Origin of the sequence: Stenotrophomonas pictorum JCM 9942 (assembly GCF_001431585.1) — a bacterium.
In the GTDB taxonomy this organism is placed as follows: domain Bacteria; phylum Pseudomonadota; class Gammaproteobacteria; order Xanthomonadales; family Xanthomonadaceae; genus Stenotrophomonas; species Stenotrophomonas pictorum.
Genome location: NZ_LLXS01000044.1, coordinates 58,908 through 78,701 on the forward strand (window position 1 = coordinate 58,908; position 19,794 = coordinate 78,701).

Annotated in this window: 16 protein-coding genes; 9 read left to right on the forward strand and 7 right to left on the reverse strand. The window is 67.4% G+C overall.

Going from position 1 to position 19,794, the window contains the following annotated elements; all coding sequences use genetic code 11:
* Positions 1-203: 203 nt before the first annotated feature.
* Both ARC78_RS12885 and ARC78_RS12890 read right to left on the reverse strand, forming a co-directional pair.
* Positions 204-2,972, reverse strand: a complete 2,769-nt coding sequence (locus tag ARC78_RS12885; RefSeq protein WP_057506438.1) for a TonB-dependent receptor — start codon at positions 2,970-2,972, stop codon at positions 204-206.
* A gap of 259 nt (positions 2,973-3,231) precedes the next feature.
* Positions 3,232-5,298, reverse strand: coding sequence for a glycoside hydrolase family 97 protein (locus ARC78_RS12890; RefSeq protein WP_054658134.1), 2,067 nt, complete (start codon positions 5,296-5,298; stop codon positions 3,232-3,234).
* A 209-nt stretch (positions 5,299-5,507) separates the two neighbouring features.
* Here ARC78_RS12890 and ARC78_RS12895 point away from each other — a divergent pair, with 209 nt between their 5' ends.
* The 3 genes from ARC78_RS12895 to ARC78_RS12905 all read left to right on the forward strand — a co-directional run bounded on the left by ARC78_RS12895 (position 5,508) and on the right by ARC78_RS12905 (position 9,175).
* Positions 5,508-6,989, forward strand: coding sequence for an MFS transporter (locus ARC78_RS12895; RefSeq protein WP_054658132.1), 1,482 nt, complete (start codon positions 5,508-5,510; stop codon positions 6,987-6,989).
* Positions 6,989-8,704: an alpha-amylase family glycosyl hydrolase gene (locus ARC78_RS12900; RefSeq protein ID WP_057506439.1), complete on the forward strand. Its 1,716-nt coding sequence runs from the start codon at positions 6,989-6,991 to the stop codon at positions 8,702-8,704. Before ARC78_RS12895 ends, ARC78_RS12900 begins: the two co-directional genes overlap by 1 nt.
* 90 nt (positions 8,705-8,794) lie before the next feature.
* Complete coding sequence (locus ARC78_RS12905) at positions 8,795-9,175, forward strand: SseB family protein (RefSeq protein WP_054661031.1); 381 nt, start codon at positions 8,795-8,797, stop codon at positions 9,173-9,175.
* Here ARC78_RS12905 and ARC78_RS12910 read toward each other — a convergent pair.
* Positions 9,168-10,205 (reverse strand): LacI family DNA-binding transcriptional regulator, encoded by a 1,038-nt coding sequence (locus tag ARC78_RS12910; RefSeq protein ID WP_057506440.1) that lies wholly within the window; start codon positions 10,203-10,205, stop codon positions 9,168-9,170. The two genes, ARC78_RS12905 and ARC78_RS12910, sit on opposite strands and share 8 nt — an antisense overlap.
* A 189-nt stretch (positions 10,206-10,394) precedes the next feature.
* Here ARC78_RS12910 and ARC78_RS12915 point away from each other — a divergent pair, with 189 nt between their 5' ends.
* Positions 10,395-10,934 (forward strand): single-stranded DNA-binding protein, encoded by a 540-nt coding sequence (locus ARC78_RS12915; protein WP_057506441.1) that lies wholly within the window; start codon positions 10,395-10,397, stop codon positions 10,932-10,934.
* Positions 10,935-11,021: 87 nt separating this feature from the next.
* On the opposite strand, the gene arsB is transcribed toward ARC78_RS12915, so the two are convergent.
* From arsB to ARC78_RS12930, 3 genes are read right to left on the reverse strand one after another with little or no spacing between them, the layout of a single operon-like run.
* Complete coding sequence (gene arsB / locus ARC78_RS12920; protein WP_054660598.1) at positions 11,022-12,044, reverse strand: ACR3 family arsenite efflux transporter; 1,023 nt, start codon at positions 12,042-12,044, stop codon at positions 11,022-11,024.
* A 14-nt stretch (positions 12,045-12,058) separates the two neighbouring features.
* Positions 12,059-12,565, reverse strand: a complete 507-nt coding sequence (locus tag ARC78_RS12925; RefSeq protein ID WP_054660600.1) for an arsenate reductase ArsC — start codon at positions 12,563-12,565, stop codon at positions 12,059-12,061.
* 17 nt (positions 12,566-12,582) lie between these two features.
* Positions 12,583-12,912, reverse strand: coding sequence for an ArsR/SmtB family transcription factor (locus ARC78_RS12930; protein WP_057506442.1), 330 nt, complete (start codon positions 12,910-12,912; stop codon positions 12,583-12,585).
* A gap of 17 nt (positions 12,913-12,929) precedes the next feature.
* On the opposite strand from ARC78_RS12930, the gene arsH reads away from it, so the two are divergent.
* From arsH to bla, 3 genes are all read left to right on the forward strand, one after another.
* Positions 12,930-13,661, forward strand: a complete 732-nt coding sequence (gene arsH / locus ARC78_RS12935) for an arsenical resistance protein ArsH (protein ID WP_054660886.1) — start codon at positions 12,930-12,932, stop codon at positions 13,659-13,661.
* Between the two features lie 393 nt (positions 13,662-14,054).
* Positions 14,055-15,227 (forward strand): DmpA family aminopeptidase, encoded by a 1,173-nt coding sequence (locus ARC78_RS12940; protein WP_057506443.1) that lies wholly within the window; start codon positions 14,055-14,057, stop codon positions 15,225-15,227.
* Positions 15,228-15,324: 97 nt separating this feature from the next.
* The gene (gene bla, locus ARC78_RS12945) at positions 15,325-16,362 is read left to right on the forward strand and encodes a class A beta-lactamase (protein ID WP_054660362.1); all 1,038 of its coding nucleotides are present in this window, start codon (positions 15,325-15,327) and stop codon (positions 16,360-16,362) included.
* Positions 16,363-16,376: 14 nt separating this feature from the next.
* Here the strand turns inward: bla and ARC78_RS12950 are convergent, their stop codons facing one another.
* Positions 16,377-17,489: a helix-turn-helix transcriptional regulator gene (locus ARC78_RS12950; protein ID WP_054660364.1), complete on the reverse strand. Its 1,113-nt coding sequence runs from the start codon at positions 17,487-17,489 to the stop codon at positions 16,377-16,379.
* A 259-nt stretch (positions 17,490-17,748) separates the two neighbouring features.
* Between ARC78_RS12950 and ARC78_RS12955 the strand changes: the two genes are divergently transcribed.
* Both ARC78_RS12955 and dgcA read left to right on the forward strand, forming a co-directional pair.
* Positions 17,749-18,771 carry an N-acetyltransferase DgcN family protein gene (locus ARC78_RS12955; protein WP_057506444.1) on the forward strand — a complete coding sequence of 341 codons (1,023 nt, stop codon included), beginning with the start codon at positions 17,749-17,751 and terminating at the stop codon, positions 18,769-18,771.
* Between the two features lie 7 nt (positions 18,772-18,778).
* Complete coding sequence (gene dgcA / locus ARC78_RS12960) at positions 18,779-19,756, forward strand: N-acetyl-D-Glu racemase DgcA (RefSeq protein WP_057506445.1); 978 nt, start codon at positions 18,779-18,781, stop codon at positions 19,754-19,756.
* Positions 19,757-19,794 lie beyond the last annotated feature (38 nt).

The following is a 19,794-nucleotide window of genomic DNA, read 5'->3' on the forward strand; positions in this document are numbered from 1 at the left end:
GGCCACCGCCCGGCAAGTCACGCGCCTTGGCAACACCGGTTTGGTCCGTCGACGCCCAGGATGCAGTGTGCGGGTGTGATCCCGGTGCGCGGCGCGTTGCCGGGCAGCCCCGGTGTCGCAGGGGCGGGGCATTGCAGGTCCCGCAAACGACAGGGCCCGCTGCGTGAACAGCGGGCTCTGTCGATCAGCCGGGGTGTTCCGGATCAGAACTTGTAGTTCACACCCACCTGGTAGGTGCGGCCCCATTCCACGGTTTCCAGCGGACGGTCCTTGGTGCCGGCGTAGGTCTCGTACTTGGAGTTGGTCAGGTTGCTGGCCTGCAGGAACAGGCTCAGGCCCTGGAACAGGCTGCCGTCGCCGAAGCTGTAGCCCACCTGCGCATCCAGCACGTCCTCGCCCTTGACGTAACGCAGGGTGCGGTTGCCGTTGAAGTTGCCGATCTCGCCGATGAAGTCTGAACGCTTGCGCTGGTTCAGGCGCACTTCAAAGCCGTTGTTCTCGTAGTAGGCGGTGAAGTTGTACACACGCTTGGACAGGCCCGGCAGCATGATCGGCTCGGAGCCCACGCTGGAGGTGGTGCCCGGATCCGGCGGGATGGAGATGTTGCTGTCATTGAAGCTGGCGCTGGCGACCACACCGAAGCCACGCAGGCCGTCGAAGAACAGGTCCAGCGGCAGCGACGCGGTCAGCTCGGCACCGCGCAGGCTGCCACCGTTGCCGTTGAACGGCGCGGTGTAGTAACCGGTCTTGTCGACCACGATGCCCGGCGGCAGGGTGATGGCGTTGGCCTGCAGCCACGCGTCGACCTGCTGGGTGAAGTCATAGCCATCGCGCTTTTCGGTGTAGATGTAGGTCTTCAGGTCCTTGTAGAACACCGCGGCGGCCACGTAGGCCTTGTTGCCGAAGTACTTTTCCCAGGACAGGTCCACCGCGTTGGCCACCCACGGGTCCAGGTTCGGGTTGCCGCCACTGGCGCCGGGCTTGCCGATGTTGGTGTCCACGCCGAATTCCATCGATGCGCGCAGCTCGTCCACGCGCGGTCGTGCGACCTGGCGGGCCAGGGCGAAGCGCACCGTGTTCTCGGCCGGCAGTTCGAAGGCCAGGTTCAGGCTGGGCAGGAAGTCCAGATAGCTCTTGCCTTCGTTGATCGGGATGACCTGGCTGCCGACCGGCTGCCCGCCATCCCAGTAGTTCGAGCTGGAGGACTGGCGTACGTGCTGGGCCTGCAGGCCGACGTTGCCGCGCACCGGAATCGAGCCGATCTGGGTGCTGATGTTGGCGCGCAGGAAGGTGGTGGTGATCTCCTCGTCCACCGTCCACTGCTTCGGGATCAGGTAGCTTTCGGTGGTGGTCGGATTGAACACCATGTAGCGGTCCACGGCAGCGGGCACATTCCAGGCCGGGATGTAGCCGGCGCCGGCAAAGCCCAGGTTGACCGGCCTGTACTGCAGGTCGGCGGCGATGCTGGTGACGCCCTGCGCGCCGAGGTTGATGTTGCCTTCGGCCTGGGTCTTGTTCTTGCTGCGGTCGGCGTAGTTCACGCCGACGTCGAAGTCGGAGAACCAGCTGAAGCCTTCCGGCACCGGGAAGGTGGCCGCCAGCTTGACGCCCTTGAGCTCATCATCGACATGCGGGGTCTTGCCATAGCCCGAGCCGTAGATGGTGTTGGTCAGGTAGAGCTTGCTGAAGTCCGAATAGTCGCGGCCCGGCGTGAACTGCGGGAAGTTGCCGCCGGCGAAATTCAATGTCACCGAATCCAGCATCGGGGCAGGCAGCAACTGCAGGTTGTTTTCCAGATTCAGCTCGTCGCGCTCGGCCTTGGACCAGCTGAGGTCGGCCACCACGCGCACATCGCCGAAGGTGAATTCGTTGTTCCAGCCCAGCGCCTTGATGCTGTCGTCGCGGCGGTTGTACATGCCGCGCACCAGCGGATAGACGTTGTGCGCCGTGCCGCTGACGAAGCTGCCGTTGCCGTTGACCACCACGTCGGTGACGTTCAAACGGTCGTAGCCGCCGTTGTAATCGCCCAGATGGATTTCCAGCTGGTTGGCGGTGTCGTATTCCTTGGCCTTGGTGTAGAACGCGTCCAGGGTGCTGGTCCAGCTGTTGTTCGGCCGGAACTGCACGGTGGCCATCACGCCGTCACGCTTGGCGTGGCCGGTGCGGCGCAATGCCTTGATGCCATCGGAATAGTAGGTGCCGGCGGCGACGCCCGGGCGCCAGTTGTCGCCGATGGCCTGCCAGGGCTCGTACAGGCCGACCTGGTTCTCCTGCTTGGACATTTCCGAGTGGGAGTAGCCGATCGCCAGGCCGAGCGTGTCGTCGGCGAACTTGTCCACGAAGCTGGCATTGATCCGGTTGCCGTACGGGTCTTCGCCGGCGGCCTCACCCAGCGAGTTTTTCTGGTAGCGGCCGCTGACGGCGATCACGCGGTCACCGTAGCTGAGCGGACGCACGGTCTGCATGTCCAGCGTGCCGGACAGGCCCTGGCCGACCAGGCCGGCGTCGGGGGTCTTGTACACCGTCACGCCGCTGATCAGTTCCGACGGGTACTGGTCGAACTCGACGCTGCGGTTGTCGCCGGTGCTGACCATCTCGCGACCATTGAGCAAGGTGGTGGCGAAGTCGGGCGACAGGCCGCGCACGCTGATGACCTGGGCGCGGCCGGCGACGCGCTGGGCGGCCAGACCGGGCAGGCGGGCGATCGATTCGGCGATGCTCACGTCCGGCAGCTTGCCGATGTCCTCGGCCGAAATGGCCTCCACGATCGAGGTGGAATCCCGCTTGACCGAGATCGCGCTTTCGATGCCGCGACGGATGCCGGTGACGGTGACGGTATCCAGATCGGTGGCTTCCGCCTTCGTCTCGGGCTTGCTCTGCGCCTCGGCCGTCTGTGCGTGTGCACTGGTGGCGCCCAACGTGATGGCCGAAGCCAGTGCCACGCTCAGCAGATTGCGTTTGGTGTTCAACATGCTCCCCTCTCCCAGGTGATGTCGGTTGGTTGTAGCCAGTCGCCCCAGACAGGTGTCGGGGGCGTGTCGCGTTTGTTTTTTTCGCAGCGTGCGACTGTCTGGCATGGTAATCAGCGGACCCCGCGGCGGGACCGGCCTGCATACGTATTCAATGCCGTGCAATGCCGGCACGCGAGTCTGAAAACGCTTTCGCCGGTGAGGGCGGATACGGAACGACCGCCTGCGGCTTGATCCTTGCGTTTCAGGCCTCGGGCAGGGCTCAGTCCAGCGGCACAAAGCGCACGGCCATGCCGCCACCGGCCGCCAGCGCAATGCGCAGCGGATCGCCGCTGCGGACCTCCCGCGTTTCGGTGGCGAAGGCGAATGGCGCCGTTTCCCAGTGCGCGCCGTCGCCGTCGCGGTAGATCTGCGCCCGGTAGCGGCGGCCCGGATCGAGGAAGGACAGTGGCACGTCCAGCGTCTGCGGCTGTTCGCTGCCGACGCTGCCGAGGAACCATTCCTCGCCGCCCCGCACCTTGCGCGCGAAGGTCACGTACTGGCCGATTTCGCCATTGAGCACGTGGCTTTGCTCCCAGTCCACCGCCACGTCCTTGATGAACTGGAAGGCGTCCGGGTGCTGGGCGTAGTGTTCGGGCAGGTCGGCCACCATCTGGATGGGGCTGTACAGCACCACATACAGCGCCAGCTGCTTGGCCAGCGTGCTGCGCAGCGGCAGGCCATTGCGTCCCTTGAGGCTGACGATGCCCGGGGTGTAGTCCATCGGCCCGGCCAGCATGCGGGTGAACACCAGCGTGGCTTCATGTCCCGGCGGATTGGGCGGATTGCCCCAGGCGTTGAACTCCATGCCGCGAGCCCCTTCACGTGACACCCAGTTCGGATAGGTGCGACGCAGGCCGGTGTCCTTGATCGGCTCGTGCGCGTTGATCGCGATATGTTTTTCCGCCGCCTGCCGCACCACGCGCAGGTGGTGGTTGCTCATCCACTGGCCCTCGTGCCACTCGCGCAGGATCGGGCCCCCGGCCCGGTCCTGGCGCTGGATGTCGCCGGCGTCGCAGACGTAACCGGTCTTGATCACATCCACACCGTTGCGCGCGTAAAGCTCCAGCGCCGCGGGCAGCTGGCGCTCGTAATGGCTTACCGCGCAGGCGGTCTCGTGGTGGCCGATCAGGTGCACGCCCCTGGCCGCGCCGTAGCGTGCCAGTGCCGGCAGGTCGAAGTCGGCGGTGGCGCGGGTGAAATCGAAGGCCTGGCCGTTGGCGAACCAGTCGCCGTCCCAGCCGGTGTTCCAGCCTTCCACCAGTACGCCGCGGAAACCGTTGGCGGCGGCGAAGTCGATATAGCGGCGGGTGTTGGCGGTGGTGGCGCCGTGGCGCGGGCCGGTGCCCCAGGTCTCGGTCTCCAGATGCAGCGACCACCACACCCCCACGTATTTGGCCGGGGTGAACCAGCTCACATCGCCCAGCGCGTTGGGTTCGTTGAGGTTGAGGATCAGGCTGGATTCGGCCAGCTCGGCGGCGGTTTCGCCGATGGTGATGGTCCGCCACGGCGTGTGGAAGGGCAGCGAGCGCTGCACCGGTGCGCCGTTGCCGGAAGGCGTGAGCGCGGCATGCAGGACATCGCCGTCGCCGCGCGCCAGATTCATGCCGGCATAGTCCACCAGCGCGGCCTCGTGCAGGGAAATGTGCAGGCCGTTGTCGCTGCGCAGGGTCAGCGGCGTCTGCGCGGTGCCCACTTCCTTCAACGGCGTCTGGTGATACAGGTATTCCTCGCGGTTCCATTCGAACGCCGGAATCCACCAGGCGGTGGCCGGGTGGGCCAGCGCGAACTCGGTCAGCTCGGCCTGTACCGTGACCTGTTCCATCGCCGCCTGTTGCGGGAACTCGTAGCGGAAGCCGACGCCGTCGTTGTGGACGCGGAACACCACCTCGAACTGGCGTGCGTAGTCGCGGCCGGCGCCGGGCTTCTCGCTGAAGCGGGTGCGCAGTTCGTTGTAGTGGTTGCGGGTCAGGCGGCGTTCGCCCCAAGGCTGCTCCCAGGTCTCATCGACGCTGCGCTGCGACTGCGCGGTCAGCGCGATGTTGCGCTCCAGGCGTCCATCGCCGAGCAGCATGCCCAGCCGCGAGGGAGCGATGACCGGGTCACCGTTGCGCTCCACCCGGTAGGACAGGCGTCCCTCGTGCTGGGATTGGACGATCACCGCGAGCGCGCCGTCCGGCGAGGTGACGCGCGCCAGGTCGGCCGCCTGCACGCTCAGTGCGCTGGACAGCAGCAGCGCCAGGCCGGCAGGCGACAGCAGGCGGAAGGAAATGGAAAGTCGGTCGGCCATCTGGATATGTGCTCCGGGGTCTGGTCGGCGGACCGCGCGTGGCGCGCGGGCCATTGGGCCACTATTCCCGTTCCGCTGCGGTGGTGGGCGCTGGCGGGCATTGAATACGTATGCAACGGCGGTGCGTATCGCCGGTAGGGCCTCTACCATGGCCGCAGCGCATCCGCGCCCAAATCGCATCCGTGATTCCCGGAGGGGGGAAGCGCTTGATGAAAAGCAAACCGCAGCTGTCGTTCTGGCAGATCTGGAACATGTGCTTCGGCTTTCTGGGGATCCAGTTCGGCTTCGCGCTGCAGAACGCCAATGCCAGTCGCATCTTCGAGACGCTCGGTGCGCCGATGGACGCGGTGCCGGGATTGTGGATCGCCGCGCCACTGACCGGCCTGCTGGTGCAGCCGGTGGTCGGTTACCTGTCCGACCGCACCTGGACGCGCTGGGGCCGCCGCCGTCCCTACTTCATGATCGGCGCGGTGCTGACCACGCTCGCGTTGCTGGTCATGCCCAACTCGCCGACCCTGTGGATCGCCGCCGGCACGCTGTGGGTGCTCGATGCCTCGATCAACATCTCGATGGAGCCGTTCCGCGCTTTTGTCGGCGACCAGCTCTCGCCCAGGCAACGCCCGGCCGGCTTCTCGATGCAGAGTTTCTTCATCGGTGTGGGCGCGGTGGTGGCCAGCTTCCTGCCCTTCATCCTGGCCCGTTTCGGCGTGGCCAATACGGCCGGTCCGGGCGAAGTACCCGATACCGTGCGCTATGCGTTCTATTTCGGCGCCGTGGTGTTGCTGCTGGCGATGAGCTGGACCGTCTTCAGCACGCGCGAGTATTCACCGGCCGAGCTGGCCAGCTTCGATGATGCCGAGCCGTCGCCGGTGCATGCCGCACAGCGTGTCGGTGGCCTGCCGCGATGGCGCCAGATCGGTCTATGGCTGGGCCTGGGTGTGGTGCTGGCAGCGTTGATCGCGTGGCGGCAAGGCGATCGCATGCTCTACGTGCTGGCCGGGTTGTGTGCCAGCTACGGTCTGTTGCTGGCAGTGGCGCGGGTGCTGCCCGGCACCCATATGCTGGCCACCATCGTCGACGATCTGCGCCGTATGCCCGGCACGATGCGGCGCCTGGCGTGGGTGCAGTTCTTCTCGTGGTTTGCGCTGTTCGCCATGTGGATCTACACCACCGCGGCGGTGGCGGGCACGCACTTCGGCTCCACCGATACGCAGTCGGCCGCCTACAACGAGGGCGCCAACTGGGTGGGCGTGTTGTTCGGCGCTTACAACGGCTTTGCCGCCGTGGCGGCGCTGGTCATCCCGCTGATGGTGCGCGCCATCGGCCTGCGCTGGAGCCACCTGGTCAATCTGTGGCTGGGCGGGCTGGGCCTGATCTCGCTGATGCTGATCAAGGACCCGCATTGGCTGTTGCTGTCGATGGTCGGCGTCGGCTTTGCCTGGGCCTCGATCCTGTCCTTGCCCTATGCCCTGCTGTCAGACAGCGTGCCGGCGGCCAAGATGGGCGTGTACATGGGCATTTTCAATTTCTTCATCGTGATCCCGCAGCTGGTCGCGGCCAGTGCCTTGGGTTTTGCCCTGCGCAACTGGCTGGGCGGTGACCCCATCCACGTGCTGGTGCTGGGGGGGTGCAGCCTGTTCGTGGCCGGGCTGTGTGTATTGCGGGTTCCGTCGCAACCGGAGGTGGTGTGATGCGCAGGCGTTTGGCAGCAGCGGTTGGTCTGGCTTGGGTGGCGGGGACGGCGTTGGCCGGCAACCGGCCGGACTACATCGGTACCACCGAGCCGTTCGCCAGCGAGGCGGTGTACTTCGTGGTCACCGACCGTTTCGTCAATGGCGATACCAGCAACGACCATCGCGACCAGGGCGGCGAGCACCCGACCTTCGATATTCCGGTGCCATGCCCGGACAAGGTTGACGGCAACATCGGCTACCTCGGCGGCGACTTTAAGGGCGTGCTGGACAACGCCGATTACATCCGCCAGCTCGGCTTCGGCGCGGTGTGGATCACGCCCATCATCGACAATCCCGACCAGGCCTTCACCGGCAGCAAGCCGATCAGCTGCAGCAGCACGCTGACCGACCGCGGCAAGACCGGCTACCACGGTTACTGGGGCATCAACTTCTACAAGCTGGACGAGCACCTGCCCAGCCAGGATCTGGATTTTGCCGGGCTGACCCGTGGCCTGCACGACGCCGGGTTGAAAGTGGTGCTGGATATCGTCGGCAACCACGGCTCGCCGGCCTGGACCATGCCCAAGCGGCAGCCGCAGTTCGGCCAGCTCTTCGACAAGGACGGCACGCTGATCGCCGACCACCAGAACCTGCCACCGGACAGGCTCGACCCGCAGCACAACCCGCTGCATGCGTTCTACAACAACATCGGCCCGGTCGATGGCAGCCAGGGCTCGATCTTCGACGGCAATCTGGCCGAGCTGGGCGACTTCAACGAACACAACCCGGCGGTGATGGACTACCTGGTCGGCGCCTACCTGCAGTGGACCGCACAGGGCGTGGACGCGCTGCGGATCGACACCATCGGCTGGTTGCCGCATCCGTGGTGGCATGAATTCGTCGCGCGCATCCGCGAACGGCACCCGGGCATGTTCATGTTCGGCGAGGCCTTCGACTACGACGCGGCCAAGATCGCCGAGCACACCTGGCCGGCCAATGCCCATGTCAGCGTGCTGGATTTCCCGCTGCGCGGTGCGCTTTCGTCCGTGTTCGGCCGGGAGCGGAAAGGCTTCGAGGCGCTGGCCGAGCCGCTGCATCTGACCGGTGGCCCCTACGCCAATCCGTACGAGTTGATGAGCTTCTACGACAACCACGACATGGCGCGGCTGGATGCCAGTGATGCCGGTTTCATCGACGCCCACAACTGGCTGTTCACCGCCCGCGGCATCCCGGTGCTGTACTACGGCTCGGAAACCGGCTTCATGCGCAGCCGTGCCGAGCACGCCGGCAATCGCGCCTACTTCGGGCAGGAACGCGTGGATGCGGCGCCAGACAGTCCGATTTTCGGCCCGCTGCAGCGTATCGCGCGGCTGCGCCAGGCCACCCCGGCGCTGCAACGCGGCCTGCAGGTCAACGAGCGCCTGCAGGCGGATCAGGCGGTGTTCTATCGCGTGCTGCAGCACGGCGACACCGCGCAGACCGCGCTGGTGCTGCTGAACAAGGGCGACACCGCCACGACGTTCGAGGTCAGCCGCTACCTGCAGCCGGGGCAGTGGCGCGACGTGCTGGACGGCGGCACGCTCACGCTCACGCGCGCGCTCAAGACCGAGGTGCCGGCCCATGGCGTGAAGGTGTTCGTGCTGGACGGGGTGGTGCGGCAGGCCGAACTGCAGGCCGAACTGGCCGCGGCGATGGCCGACCAGCAGGCGCGCACGCAGCGGTTGGGGCGCTGAGCCGCGGCGATGGAGGCCCCAGCCGCGAGGCAGGGGCTGCAGCGGCGGCGCCCGCTACAATCAGCGCCCCCCGCAATCCCGGCCTCCCGCATGAACGAGCTCCCCCCGCAGACCCCGATCGAAACGCTGTTGCGCACCGCGATGGACGGCAAGCTGCCGATCAAGGCGTTCATGCAGGCCTTCGTCGCCTCCGAGGTGGTGCTGCTGACCGGGAGCCTGGTCACCCCCGATGGCAGCGGCTTTGATCCGCTGCTGTTCGACAAGCAGGGCGTGCTGCATGTGGCGGTGTTCACCGACATGGCGCGGGTCGGCTATTTCCCGCAGCAGGCGCCGCACACCCTCCGCATGCTGATGCTCGAGGTGCTGCGGCGCGTGCCCGGCGGCTATGGCGTGGTGATCAACCCGGGCACGACGCTGGGCTTCGAGATCGCTCCGGCCGGCGTGCTGGAAATCCTGAAGGACTTCAGCTGAGTCCGCCGCGGGAGGATTCGCGCACCACCAGCTTGACAGGGATGTTGATGCCTTCCACCGGCTCGCGTGCGATCAGCCCCAGCAGCCGTTCCACCAGCAGCTGACCGGCCTGTTTGGTGTCCTGCTGCACGGTGGTCAACGCCGGCGACACCGAGGCGGCCAGCGGGATGTCGTCAAAACCGGTGACCCGCACGTCCTCGGGCACCCGCAGGCCGTGTTCACGCAGCGCCCGCAGCGCGCCGATGGCGATCAGGTCGCTGGCCGCGCAGATCGCATCGAACGGCTGGCCGCGTGCCAGCAGGGCCATGCAGGCGGCGTGGCCGGAGTCCTCGGTGGTGATCGCGTCGTGCTGCAGGCCCGCATCCGGTTCCAGCCCGCGCACGCGCAGCGCCTGGCCATGACCGCGGTAGCGCTCGGCGAACTCCGGGTAGTGGCTGGAGGCGTGGCCGAGGAAGGCGATGCGCCGGCAGCCGGCGTCCAGCAGATGCACGGTGATGTCGAAGCCGCCCTGGAAATTGTCGCTGCCCACCGAAACCCCGGGCTGGCCGGGCAGGGCGGCGCCCCAGCGCACGAAATGGGTGCCCTGTTCGACCAGCCGCTGCAGCCGTTCCTCCGATTCGTGGTAATCGCCATAGCCCAGCAGGATGATGCCGTCGGCCTTGTTGCTGTCCTCGAAATCGGCATGCCAGTCGCTGGACAGCTGCTGGAAGGAGACCAGCAGGTCCAGCCCGTTCAGCGCGCAGGCGCGGGTGATCGAGCCCAGCATCGAGTGGAAGAACGGATTGATCAGCGAGTCGTCCGGGGTCGGATCCTCGAAGAACAGCAGGGCCAGCGTGCCGGACTGCTGGCAGCGCAGGCTGGAGGCGTTCTTGTCGACCTTGTAGTTCAGCTGCCGGGCGATCTCCAGGATGCGCTTGCGGGTGTCTGCATTGACCATCGGGCTGCCACGCAGCGCCCGCGAGACCGTCGGCTGCGACACCCCGGCCAGGTGCGCGATATCCAGTGAGGTGGCCTTGCCCTTGATGATCATTGGCGACACTTGCCTGAAGACGCCGGGCATCATGCCACGGGCCACCGCTGGCCGGGGCCGTGCCGGGGGTGGGGCTTGTCCCACATGGGGCTGGCCGCCCACCTGATACCCGCCCGCGCCGGGACGTTATAATCTGCCGGCTATTGCCCGCATCCGGCGGGTGGACCCCAACGGAAGAGTAGGAACCCTATGGCCCGCGGCATCAACAAAGTCATCCTCGTCGGCAATCTCGGCAACGACCCGGACACCAAGTACACCCAGGCGGGCATGGCGATCACCCGCATCAGCCTGGCCACCACCAGCGTGCGCAAGGACCGCGACGGCAACAACCAGGAGCGCACCGAATGGCACCGCGTGGTGTTCTTCGGCAAGCTCGGCGAGATCGCCGGTGAATACCTGCGCAAGGGCAGCTCGGTCTACGTCGAGGGCGAGCTGCGCTATGACAAGTACACCGGCCAGGACGGGGTGGAGAAATACACCACCGATATCGTCGCCAACGAAATGCAGATGCTCGGCGGCCGTGGTGAAGGCGGCGGTGGCATGGGCGGCGAGCGTCCGCAGCGCCAGTCGGCACCGCGCCCCCAGGGCGGCGGCCAGGGCGGCTACGGCAACCAGGACCAGGGCGGCGGCTACGGCAGTGGCCAGCGCCAGCAGCGTCCGGCTCCGGCCCAGCAGCAGTCGGCTCCGCCGCCGATGGACGATTTCGCCGACGACGACATTCCGTTCTGATCGACGCGTCGCAGCGATGACATCGAAGGGGTCTGTGGCAGCTGCCACCGGCCCCTTTTCCGTTCATGGCCCGATCGGACGGTGGCCTCAGGCCCGTTCGTACCAGCCGCGTGATCGGTTGACGATGCGGACCACCGACAGCATTACCGGCACTTCGATCAGCACCCCGACCACGGTTGCCAGCGCCGCACCGGAGTGGACCCCGAACAGACCCACGGCGGTGGCCACGGCCAGTTCGAAGAAGTTGCTGGCCCCGATCAGGGCCGACGGCCCGGCCACGCAGTGGGCGACACCCAGCCGACGGTTGAGCAGATAGGCCAGCCCCGCATTGAAATAGACCTGGATCAGGATCGGCACCGCGATCAGCGCGATGATCAGCGGCTGGCGGACGATCTGTTCGCCCTGGAAGCCGAACAGCAGCACCAGGGTCAGCAGCAGCGCCGCCAGTGACACCGGGCCGAGTGTCTGCAGTGCCGCGTGCAGGTCCGGCTCACCGGCGCGGGCGAGGATCCAGCGCCGCAGCAGGGCGGCGACCATCACCGGGACCAGGATGTACAGGCCCACCGACAGGAGCAGCGTGTTCCACGGCACGGTGATGGCCGACAGGCCCAGCAGCAGGGCCACGACCGGCGCGTAGGCCAGCACCATGATGGCGTCGTTCAGCGCCACCTGGCTGAGCGTGAAGTTGGCATCGCCCCGGCACAGGTTGCTCCAGACAAAGACCATGGCCGTGCAGGGCGCGGCCGCCAGCAGGATCAGGCCGGCGATGTAGCTGTCGACCTGTCCGGCAGGCAGCCAGTCGGCGAAGGCGTGCCGCAGGAACAGCCAGCCCAGCAGCGCCATCGAGAATGGTTTGACCGCCCAGTTGATGAACAGCGTGACGCCGATCCCTTTCCAGTGCCGGCCGATCTGGTGCATCGCGCCGAAATCCACCTTCAGCAGCATCGGGATGATCATCAGCCAGATCAGCACGGCGACCGGCAGGTTGACCTTGGCCAGCTCGGCCGAGGCCAGCAGCGCGAATGCCCCGGGGAAATAGTGGCCGAGCACGGTGCCGGCCACGATGCACAGGGTCACCCAGAGGGTCAGGTGACGTTCGAACCGTCCCATGGCAGCGGGGGCGCTCATGCGCGGCGGTCGCCGGGTTGCAGCAGGCCGATCTGGTCCAGTGCCTGCTGCAGTGGCGCGCGCGCGGCCCAGAGCGTTGCCGGCAAGGCCAGCAATGCCTGCAGTCGCGCCTTGATGATGGCGTGGGCCTGCGCGAATGCCTCGGCCTTTTCGGCATCAGTACCCTGGACCGCGGCCGGATCGGGCAGGCCCCAGTGGGTACGGACGAAATCGCCAAACACCACCGGACATGTCTCGGCAGCGGCGGCATCGCAGACGGTGATCACCACGTCCATCGGCGCGCCGTCGGCGAACTCGTCCCAGGATTTGCTGCGCAGTCCGGCCGTCGCAATACCTTCGGCCTGCAACTGGGCCAGGGCGAAGGGGTTGATCTGGCCGGTGGGCTGGCTGCCGGCGCTGAACGCTTCGAACCGCTGGCCGGCCCAGGCCCGGAGTGTGGCTTCGGCAAGCACGCTGCGGGCCGAATTGCCCGTGCACAGGAACAGTACGCGTTGGGTGGTCATAAGGAATGAATCTCCGCTCAGCAGGCGCAATCAGGGGGTGTGGGGCTGCAGTCGGGGCTGGGGGCGCCCGCGCAACAGTTGTGGGTGAGGTAGGCGATCAGGTCGTTCATCGCGCTGAAATTGGCGCGGTAACAGACGTTGCGGCCCTGGTTCTCGCTCTGCAGCAGGCCGGCGAGCAACAGTTCCTTCAGGTGGAAGCTGAGCGTGGCCGGCGGCACCTGCAGGGCCGCGGCGATGTCGCCGGCCACGCGACCGGCCGGGCCGGCCTCGACCAGCAGCCGGAACGCGGCCAGACGGGTGGCATGACCCAGGGCGGTCAGGGCGGCGATTGCGGGTTTTGTTTCCATGCTTCTAGAATAGTCGAATGAATAAGCTGACCACCAGTCCCCCGTTGCCAAACCTGATCCCGGCCTCGTTGCCGCTGCCCGACCACGCTTTGCTGGGCGTCGAACGCGCCGGGCCGCCGCGCATCCTGCTGCTGTATGGCTCGCTGCGCCCGCAGTCCTTCAGTCGCAAGCTGGCGCTGGAGGCCGAGCGTCTGCTGCGTCACCTGGGCTGCGAGACCCGGGTGTTCGATCCGCACGCGCTGCCGATGCTCGACAGCGTCGGCAAGGACCACCCGGAAGTGCAGCGGTTGCGCGAGTGGTCGCAGTGGGCCGAAGGGCATGTCTGGGTGAGCCCGGAGCGGCATGGCACCGTCACCGGCGTGTTCAAGAACCAGATCGACTGGCTGCCGCTGGAAGATGGCAGCGTGCGCCCGACCCAGGGCAAGACCCTGGCGGTGATGCAGGTGTGCGGCGGTTCGCAGTCGTTCAACACGGTCAATACGCTGCGCGTGCTGGGCCGCTGGATGCGCATGCTGACCATCCCCAACCAGTCCTCGGTGGCCAAGGCCTGGCAGGAGTTCGACGAGGACGGACGGATGAAGCCCTCGCCGTTCTATGACCGGGTGGTGGACGTGGTCGAGGAGCTGGTCAAGTTCACCCTGCTCACGCGCGGCCGGGCGGACTATCTGGTAGACCGCTACAGCGAGCGCAAGGGCGACCTTCAGGCCGCCGCACTCGCCGCCGCGTCCGGCGCGGTCGCGCCGCGCTGACCCGGTCGAACCGTCGATCCCATGACCGGGCAGTACGACCTGCCGATCGCACAGGGGGAAAGTGGTTGCAGGGCGCACAGCTGGGCGCACAAGCCTCCGCCAGCGGGCGTGCTGGAGAGGAGAAGCCGGTTCGCACGAATGGCGGCACGAGGCAGCGCCGGTGTGTCTACAGCGACCGATGACGATGGCAGTCGAAGTCGCACGGGGTATGCCGGCGACGGCTGCGGCGGGCCGAGAATCGGTGTTTATCCCGATGCGACATCGCATCGTGGCCGGCAGTATCCCGAGGGTGGTTGTGGACGTATCGGCACCGCCTGCAGCGCCGCTGGGGCGGCGGGCTTGCTGTAACGTGGCCGCCGACGCGGTAATTCTCTGGCTGGAGGTCGTTGAACGATGAAGTGCTGGTCCCTGCTTTTACTTGCCTTGGCTGCCGGCAACGCGGCGGCGGTTGCCGACAGCGCAGAGCCGCGGCCGCGCGCGCGCCAGGCCGGTGTCGTCATCGGCACGCTGCCGACCGGGCCGTTGAACGCGATCACTGACGTGGCCGGGGTCGCTGTCGGCCATGCGACATTGACGGAAGGCACCCGTCTGCACACCGGTGTTACCGCGATCCTGCCGCATGCCGGAAACGTCTACCGGCAGCGGGTACCGGCGGCGATCGTGGTCGGCAACGGTTACGGCAAGTTGGCCGGCATCACCCAGGTGCAGGAACTGGGCGAACTGGAGACGCCGATCCTGCTGACCGGCACCTTGAGCACCTGGAAAGTGGCCGATGCGACGGCGGACTGGCTGCTGCGCCAGCCGGGCATGGAGCAGGTACGCTCGATCAACCCGGTGGTGGGCGAAACCAACGACGGTTATCTCAGCGACATCCGCGCGCGGCCGTTGACGCCGGCGCTGGTCGAGCAGGCACTGAGCGGAGCGTCGACCGGTGCGGTCGAGGAGGGCGCGGTCGGTGCCGGTGCCGGTACGGTCGCATTCGGCTGGAAGGGCGGGATCGGCAGCAGTTCGCGCCAGCTGACTGCGGGCGATGGCGGCTATACCGTGGGCGTGCTGGTGCAGAGCAACTTCGGCGGCGAGCTGACCATCGCCGGGGTGCCGGTCTGGAAGGTGTTGCCGGATCCGGCCGAGTACGCGCGCAGCCAAGCCAATCCGCCGCCGAGTACCGGCGATGGCAGCATCATGATGGTGGTGGCCACCGACGCCCCGCTGGATGCGGCGCAGCTGCAGCGGCTGGCGCATCGCGCGCTGGTCGGGCTGGCGCGGACCGGCTCGGTGATGTCCAACGGTTCGGGTGACTACGTCATCGCGTTTTCCACCGCCAGGGAAAACCGGCGTGATCCGGAAGTCGCAGTGCAGCCGGCGCGCAGCCTTGCCGGCGAGGCGATGTCACCCCTGTTCCAGGCCGCGGCCGAGGCGACCGAGGAAGCCATCGTCAATTCGCTGTTCCGCGCCCGCACGGTGCACGGCCACCGCGGGACCGCCGCGGCACTGCCGCTGCAACCGGTGCTGGAGGCGGTGCGCCGCGCCCGGCGGCCCGTGCCGGCTGCCCCTGTTTCGCCCTAACCGCCGCGTCCGCGCGGTTGGTGAGCCAACCCCGGTGACACTCCGTAGCAGCGGCCATACCGGTGCTGTGGTATTTGCCGTCTGAGAGAGAGTGAGAATGCGCAAGTTGCAAGGTTCCGTAGTACGTCGTGGTTGGCGCTGGTACCCGGCACTGTTGCTGGGGTTGGTGCTGTCACTGTCCAGTTCGATCGCCATTGCGGCGGCCCCTGCCGCGGCCGGCCTGCAGCAGGAACTCGACCGCCTGGTGGCGGGATTCGACGGCTCGGTTGGCGCCTATGTGCTTGATCTGCGCAGCGGGCGCAGTGCGCAGGTCAATGGCGACAGCGGCTTTCCGATGGCCAGCACGGTCAAGGTGCCGGTGGCCGTGCATATCCTGGCGCTGGTGGATGAGGGCAGGCTGGGGCTGCAGCAGCAGGTGCTGCTGGAGCAGGGCGATATCTATCCGTCGATGGGCGGTCCGATGGACATCCATCTGTCCCCGGGCTCGGCCATCACCGTCCGCGATCTGCTGCACATGATGCTCACCGTCAGCGACAACAACGCCACCGACATCCTGATCCGTCTGGGCGGCGGCCCGGCGGCGGTGGATGCGCGCATGCGCGCGCTGGGCGTGCAGGGTATCCGTGTGGACCGCTACATCTGGGAGATGCTCTCGCACTACATGGGCGCGCTGGAGGTATCCGCCGCCAAGCCGATCAGTCCGTCCGACTACGCCCGGCTGGATGCGCAGGAGCGCAGCGACGCGGAAAAACGCCGCTACCGTGCGCTGTACAACGGCGATCCGCGCGATACCGGTACGCCGGCGGACATGGCGATGCTGCTGCGCAAGATATGGAACGGCGGGGCACTCAAGCCGGCCACCACCGCGGTGCTCAAGCAGATCCTGCTGGATTGCCGCACCGGTCCGGGACGGCTCAAGGGCATGCTGCCCGAGGCCACGCCGGTGGCGCACAAGACCGGCACGGTCGGTGATGTGATCAACGATGTGGGCGTGGTCACGCTGCCCGGTGGCAAGGGCGAGGTGGTGGTGGCGGTGTTCCTGAAATCGGGACTGGGCGACCACGCCCGGGACCGGCAGATCGCGCAGATCGCGCGCGCCGCGCACGACTACTTCCTGTTCACCGCCGCCGACTGACGCCGCCCGCCGGCTCAGTTGAGCAGCCGCGCCAGCTGCGTGCGGTTGTCGATATCGAGCTTGCGGAAGATCGAACTGATCTGGCACTCGATGGTCTTGCGCGAGCGGCACAGCTGGTCGGCAATGGCGTCGTTGCGCAGTCCGGTGGCCACCAGCAGCGCCACTTTCCGCTCGCTGGGCGAAAGACGCTCCAGCACCGGCAGTGCGCTGGACGCCGGTGGCGCTTCCAGCTCCGGCGCCGCGCTCTGCGCGGTGAGAATGAGCAGGTGCTGGGCGTGGCCGCGGGAGTTGCCGGGCGCGGAGCTTAGTTGCAGATGCAGGCGTTCACCGCTGAGCACGGGGTGCTCCAGGGTCAAGCTGGCGCGGTTGCCGGGTGGCGCGGCGGTGGCTGGCAGGTCCTGCATCCAGCGGCGCAGCGGCGCCTCGATCGCCCGTGGCAGATGTCCATCGCGATCGGAGTCGGCGCTCCAGCGCCGGCACAGGCGGCTGGCCTCGCGTGACAGGAACGCAGGCAGCAGATTTTCATTGACCAGCACCGCGGCCAGCGGCAGTTGGTGCAGCAGATCGGCGACGGCGCGGTGGTGCAGGCGCTCCGATTCCAGGGCGCGGATACGCTGCAGGCCAGCCTCGAGCAGCGGATACAGCTCGGCAAGAAAGCCCAGCTCCGCCCCGCCCAGATCCTCGGGGGCAATGTGCAGGCGGATGCTCAGCACCGCTTCCAGACGGGTGCCGTCCCAGAACGCCAGGTGGATGAAGTCGCGCCAGCCGGGCGTGGGGTTCTGTGCGCGCAGCCGCTCCGGCGCATCGACGTCCTGCGAGGCGATCTGCGAGAACGTATAGCTGCGGATCAGCGGATTGGCATCCAGATACGGCGCGGCCACTTCCAGACTGTTGACCAGGCGGGTGCCATCGTCGGCGGCACTGTTCAGGTGATGTCGGCCTTCCTGCGGCTGGTAGCCGTCGATATCGGACAGCAGGCTGCAGGAGTGGCAGGGCAGCGCCGTGTTGATCAGTGCCGCGCAGGCCTGCCACAGCGCGCACATGTCCAGCGCCCTGACCAGTGCCGCGCGGCCCGCCGCCAGCGGATCCGGCTGGGACGAGGAACAGCGCACATCGACAATCAACATGGTGTCTCCTGCAGGAAGGGCGCGTCCGCCTGCGACGTGGCGGAATGCTGCCCGGACCTGTTTAGCAGTGGCCCCGGAATGTGACAAGTGCAGGACGGGCAGGCTGAAGTGGCCGAATATCCGGGTTTTTCCCGATTACCGGCCACCTGCGCTGTGGTCGAATGGCCGCTGTTGCAGACCGTTCGAACAGGAGGGTAGAGGCCATGGGGTATGCGGGAGCGCGTTTACGATCACGGGTTGGAGACACGGTGGTGATGCCATGAGCCAGACGTTTGCGCGGGTGGAACTGCACACGCCCTATCTGCTGTTCCTGGGCGAGGAAACCAATCCGCTCAAGGCCAAGACCGCCTTCGGCCTGCGCGACTGGGCGGCGGAAAGCTGCATCGGGCAGACGCGCCTGCCGGGCGGCACGATCGACCTGGGCCTGCCGGAAATGACCCCGGCGGCCGCGGCCACCGCCGGCGCGCGCTCGCTGCTGATCGGGGTGACGCCGGTGGGCGGACGCATTCCCGCGCACTGGGCGCCGCTGCTGATCGCCGCGGTCGAGGCCGGGCTGGAGATTGTCAGTGGCCTGCACACCGCGCTGGAATCGGTGCCGGGGTTGGCGCTCGCCGCCCGGCGCGCCGGCGTCCGGTTGATGGATGTGCGCCGGCCACCGGACGATCTGCCGCGGGCCACCGGCAAGCGCCGCAGCGGCAAGCGCGTGGCGATGGTCGGTACCGACTGTGCGCTGGGCAAGAAGTACACCGCACTGGCGCTGGCCCGGACGATGCGCGGGCAGGGCATCGATGCCGATTTCCGCGCCACCGGCCAGACCGGGATCATGATCGCCGGTGCCGGCATCGCTGTGGATGCGGTGATCGCCGATTTCATCGCCGGTGCGGCCGAATGCATTTCGCCGGCGGCCGCCGACGACCACTGGGATCTGATCGAAGGCCAGGGCTCGCTGTTCCATCCGGCCTATGCCGGCGTCACCCTGGGGCTGCTGCACGGCTCCCAGCCTGACGGCCTGATCCTGTGCCACGACCCGCAGCGCACGCATCTGGTGAGCTGGCCGGACTACGCGGTGCCGGAGCTGGCGGTGGCGCGTGACCTGTATCTGCAGGCCGCGCGGCTGACCAATCCCGGCGCACGGCTGGTGGGGGTGAGCCTGAACACTTTCGGGATGGACGAGGCCGTGGCGCAGCAGGCGCTGGCGCAGGCCGAGCGTGCGCTGGAAGTGCCTGCATTCGATCCGATGCGCAGCCCGCTGCAGCGGGCCGTCGCTGCGATCCTGGGTTGAGGGCGGCATGACGCGCATGCTGCATGCCAGGTCGCATGCCTGGAAACTGAAAGAGCCTTTCGCCATCGCCCGCGGGATCCGCAGCGAGGCGCAGGTGGTGATTGTCGAACTGCACGAGGATGGCGTGACCGGGCGTGGTGAGGCCGGCGGTGTCGCCTATCACGGCGAAACCCCGGCAAGCATGCTGGCGCAGATCGAACAGGTGCGTGCGCAGATCGAGCGTGGTTGCGACCGCCAGCAGCTGTTGCAGCTGTTGCCGGCCGGTGGCGCGCGGCACGCGCTGGATGCGGCGCTTTGGGATCTGGAGGCGCGGCGCAGCAGCGTGCCGGTGTGGCAGCGTGCCGGCCTGCGCCAGTGGACGCCGGTGGACAGCGCGGTGACCATCGGCATCCGCGATATTGCCGGTTACGAGGCCGCCGCGCGTGCACGTGCCGACTACCCGTGGCTCAAGGTCAAGGTCGGCAAGGGCTCGCCGTTGGCGGCTGTGGCGGCAGTGCGTCGTGGCGCGCCGCACGCGCGGCTGATTGTCGATGCCAACCAGACGTGGAGCATCGAAGAGTTGCGCCAGTACGTGCCGGCATTGCTGCCCTATGGCGTGGACCTGCTCGAACAGCCGGTCGCGGTGGCGCACAGCGCGGCCCTGGCCGGATATGACGGTGCGATTGCGGTCTGTGCCGATGAGGCGCTGTCGACGCTGGAGGATCTGCCGCAGCTGATCGGACGCTACCAGTTCGTCAACATCAAGCTGGACAAGACCGGTGGCCTGACCGCCGGACTGGAGCTGGCCCATGCGGCGCGGGCGGCCGGCTTCCGCCTGATGGTGGGCTGCATGCTGGGCGGATCGATCTCGGTCGCGCCGGGCATGGTGCTGGCGCAGCTGTGCGAAGTCTGTGACCTGGATGGCCCGTGGTTGCAGGCCGAGGACTGGGACAACGGCATCGTCTATCAGCACGGTCGGATGAGTCTGCCGACGCTCTGGGGGTAGCCCTTTACCGGCGGCCGGTTGCGATTGCGGCAACCGGC

What these genes read in the sequence shown, in the direction of transcription:
- ARC78_RS12885 (WP_057506438.1), bottom strand. Translation starts at nt 2,972, where the DNA reads ATGTTGAACACCAAACGCAATCTGCTGAGCGTGGCACTGGCTTCGGCC.
- ARC78_RS12890 (WP_054658134.1), bottom strand. Translation starts at nt 5,298, where the DNA reads ATGGCCGACCGACTTTCCATTTCCTTCCGCCTGCTGTCGCCTGCCGGC.
- ARC78_RS12895 (WP_054658132.1), top strand. Translation starts at nt 5,508, where the DNA reads ATGAAAAGCAAACCGCAGCTGTCGTTCTGGCAGATCTGGAACATGTGC.
- ARC78_RS12900 (WP_057506439.1), top strand. Translation starts at nt 6,989, where the DNA reads ATGCGCAGGCGTTTGGCAGCAGCGGTTGGTCTGGCTTGGGTGGCGGGG.
- ARC78_RS12905 (WP_054661031.1), top strand. Translation starts at nt 8,795, where the DNA reads ATGAACGAGCTCCCCCCGCAGACCCCGATCGAAACGCTGTTGCGCACC.
- ARC78_RS12910 (WP_057506440.1), bottom strand. Translation starts at nt 10,205, where the DNA reads ATGATCATCAAGGGCAAGGCCACCTCACTGGATATCGCGCACCTGGCC.
- ARC78_RS12915 (WP_057506441.1), top strand. Translation starts at nt 10,395, where the DNA reads ATGGCCCGCGGCATCAACAAAGTCATCCTCGTCGGCAATCTCGGCAAC.
- arsB (WP_054660598.1), bottom strand. Translation starts at nt 12,044, where the DNA reads ATGGGACGGTTCGAACGTCACCTGACCCTCTGGGTGACCCTGTGCATC.
- ARC78_RS12925 (WP_054660600.1), bottom strand. Translation starts at nt 12,565, where the DNA reads ATGACCACCCAACGCGTACTGTTCCTGTGCACGGGCAATTCGGCCCGC.
- ARC78_RS12930 (WP_057506442.1), bottom strand. Translation starts at nt 12,912, where the DNA reads ATGGAAACAAAACCCGCAATCGCCGCCCTGACCGCCCTGGGTCATGCC.
- arsH (WP_054660886.1), top strand. Translation starts at nt 12,930, where the DNA reads ATGAATAAGCTGACCACCAGTCCCCCGTTGCCAAACCTGATCCCGGCC.
- ARC78_RS12940 (WP_057506443.1), top strand. Translation starts at nt 14,055, where the DNA reads ATGAAGTGCTGGTCCCTGCTTTTACTTGCCTTGGCTGCCGGCAACGCG.
- bla (WP_054660362.1), top strand. Translation starts at nt 15,325, where the DNA reads ATGCGCAAGTTGCAAGGTTCCGTAGTACGTCGTGGTTGGCGCTGGTAC.
- ARC78_RS12950 (WP_054660364.1), bottom strand. Translation starts at nt 17,489, where the DNA reads ATGTTGATTGTCGATGTGCGCTGTTCCTCGTCCCAGCCGGATCCGCTG.
- ARC78_RS12955 (WP_057506444.1), top strand. Translation starts at nt 17,749, where the DNA reads ATGAGCCAGACGTTTGCGCGGGTGGAACTGCACACGCCCTATCTGCTG.
- dgcA (WP_057506445.1), top strand. Translation starts at nt 18,779, where the DNA reads ATGACGCGCATGCTGCATGCCAGGTCGCATGCCTGGAAACTGAAAGAG.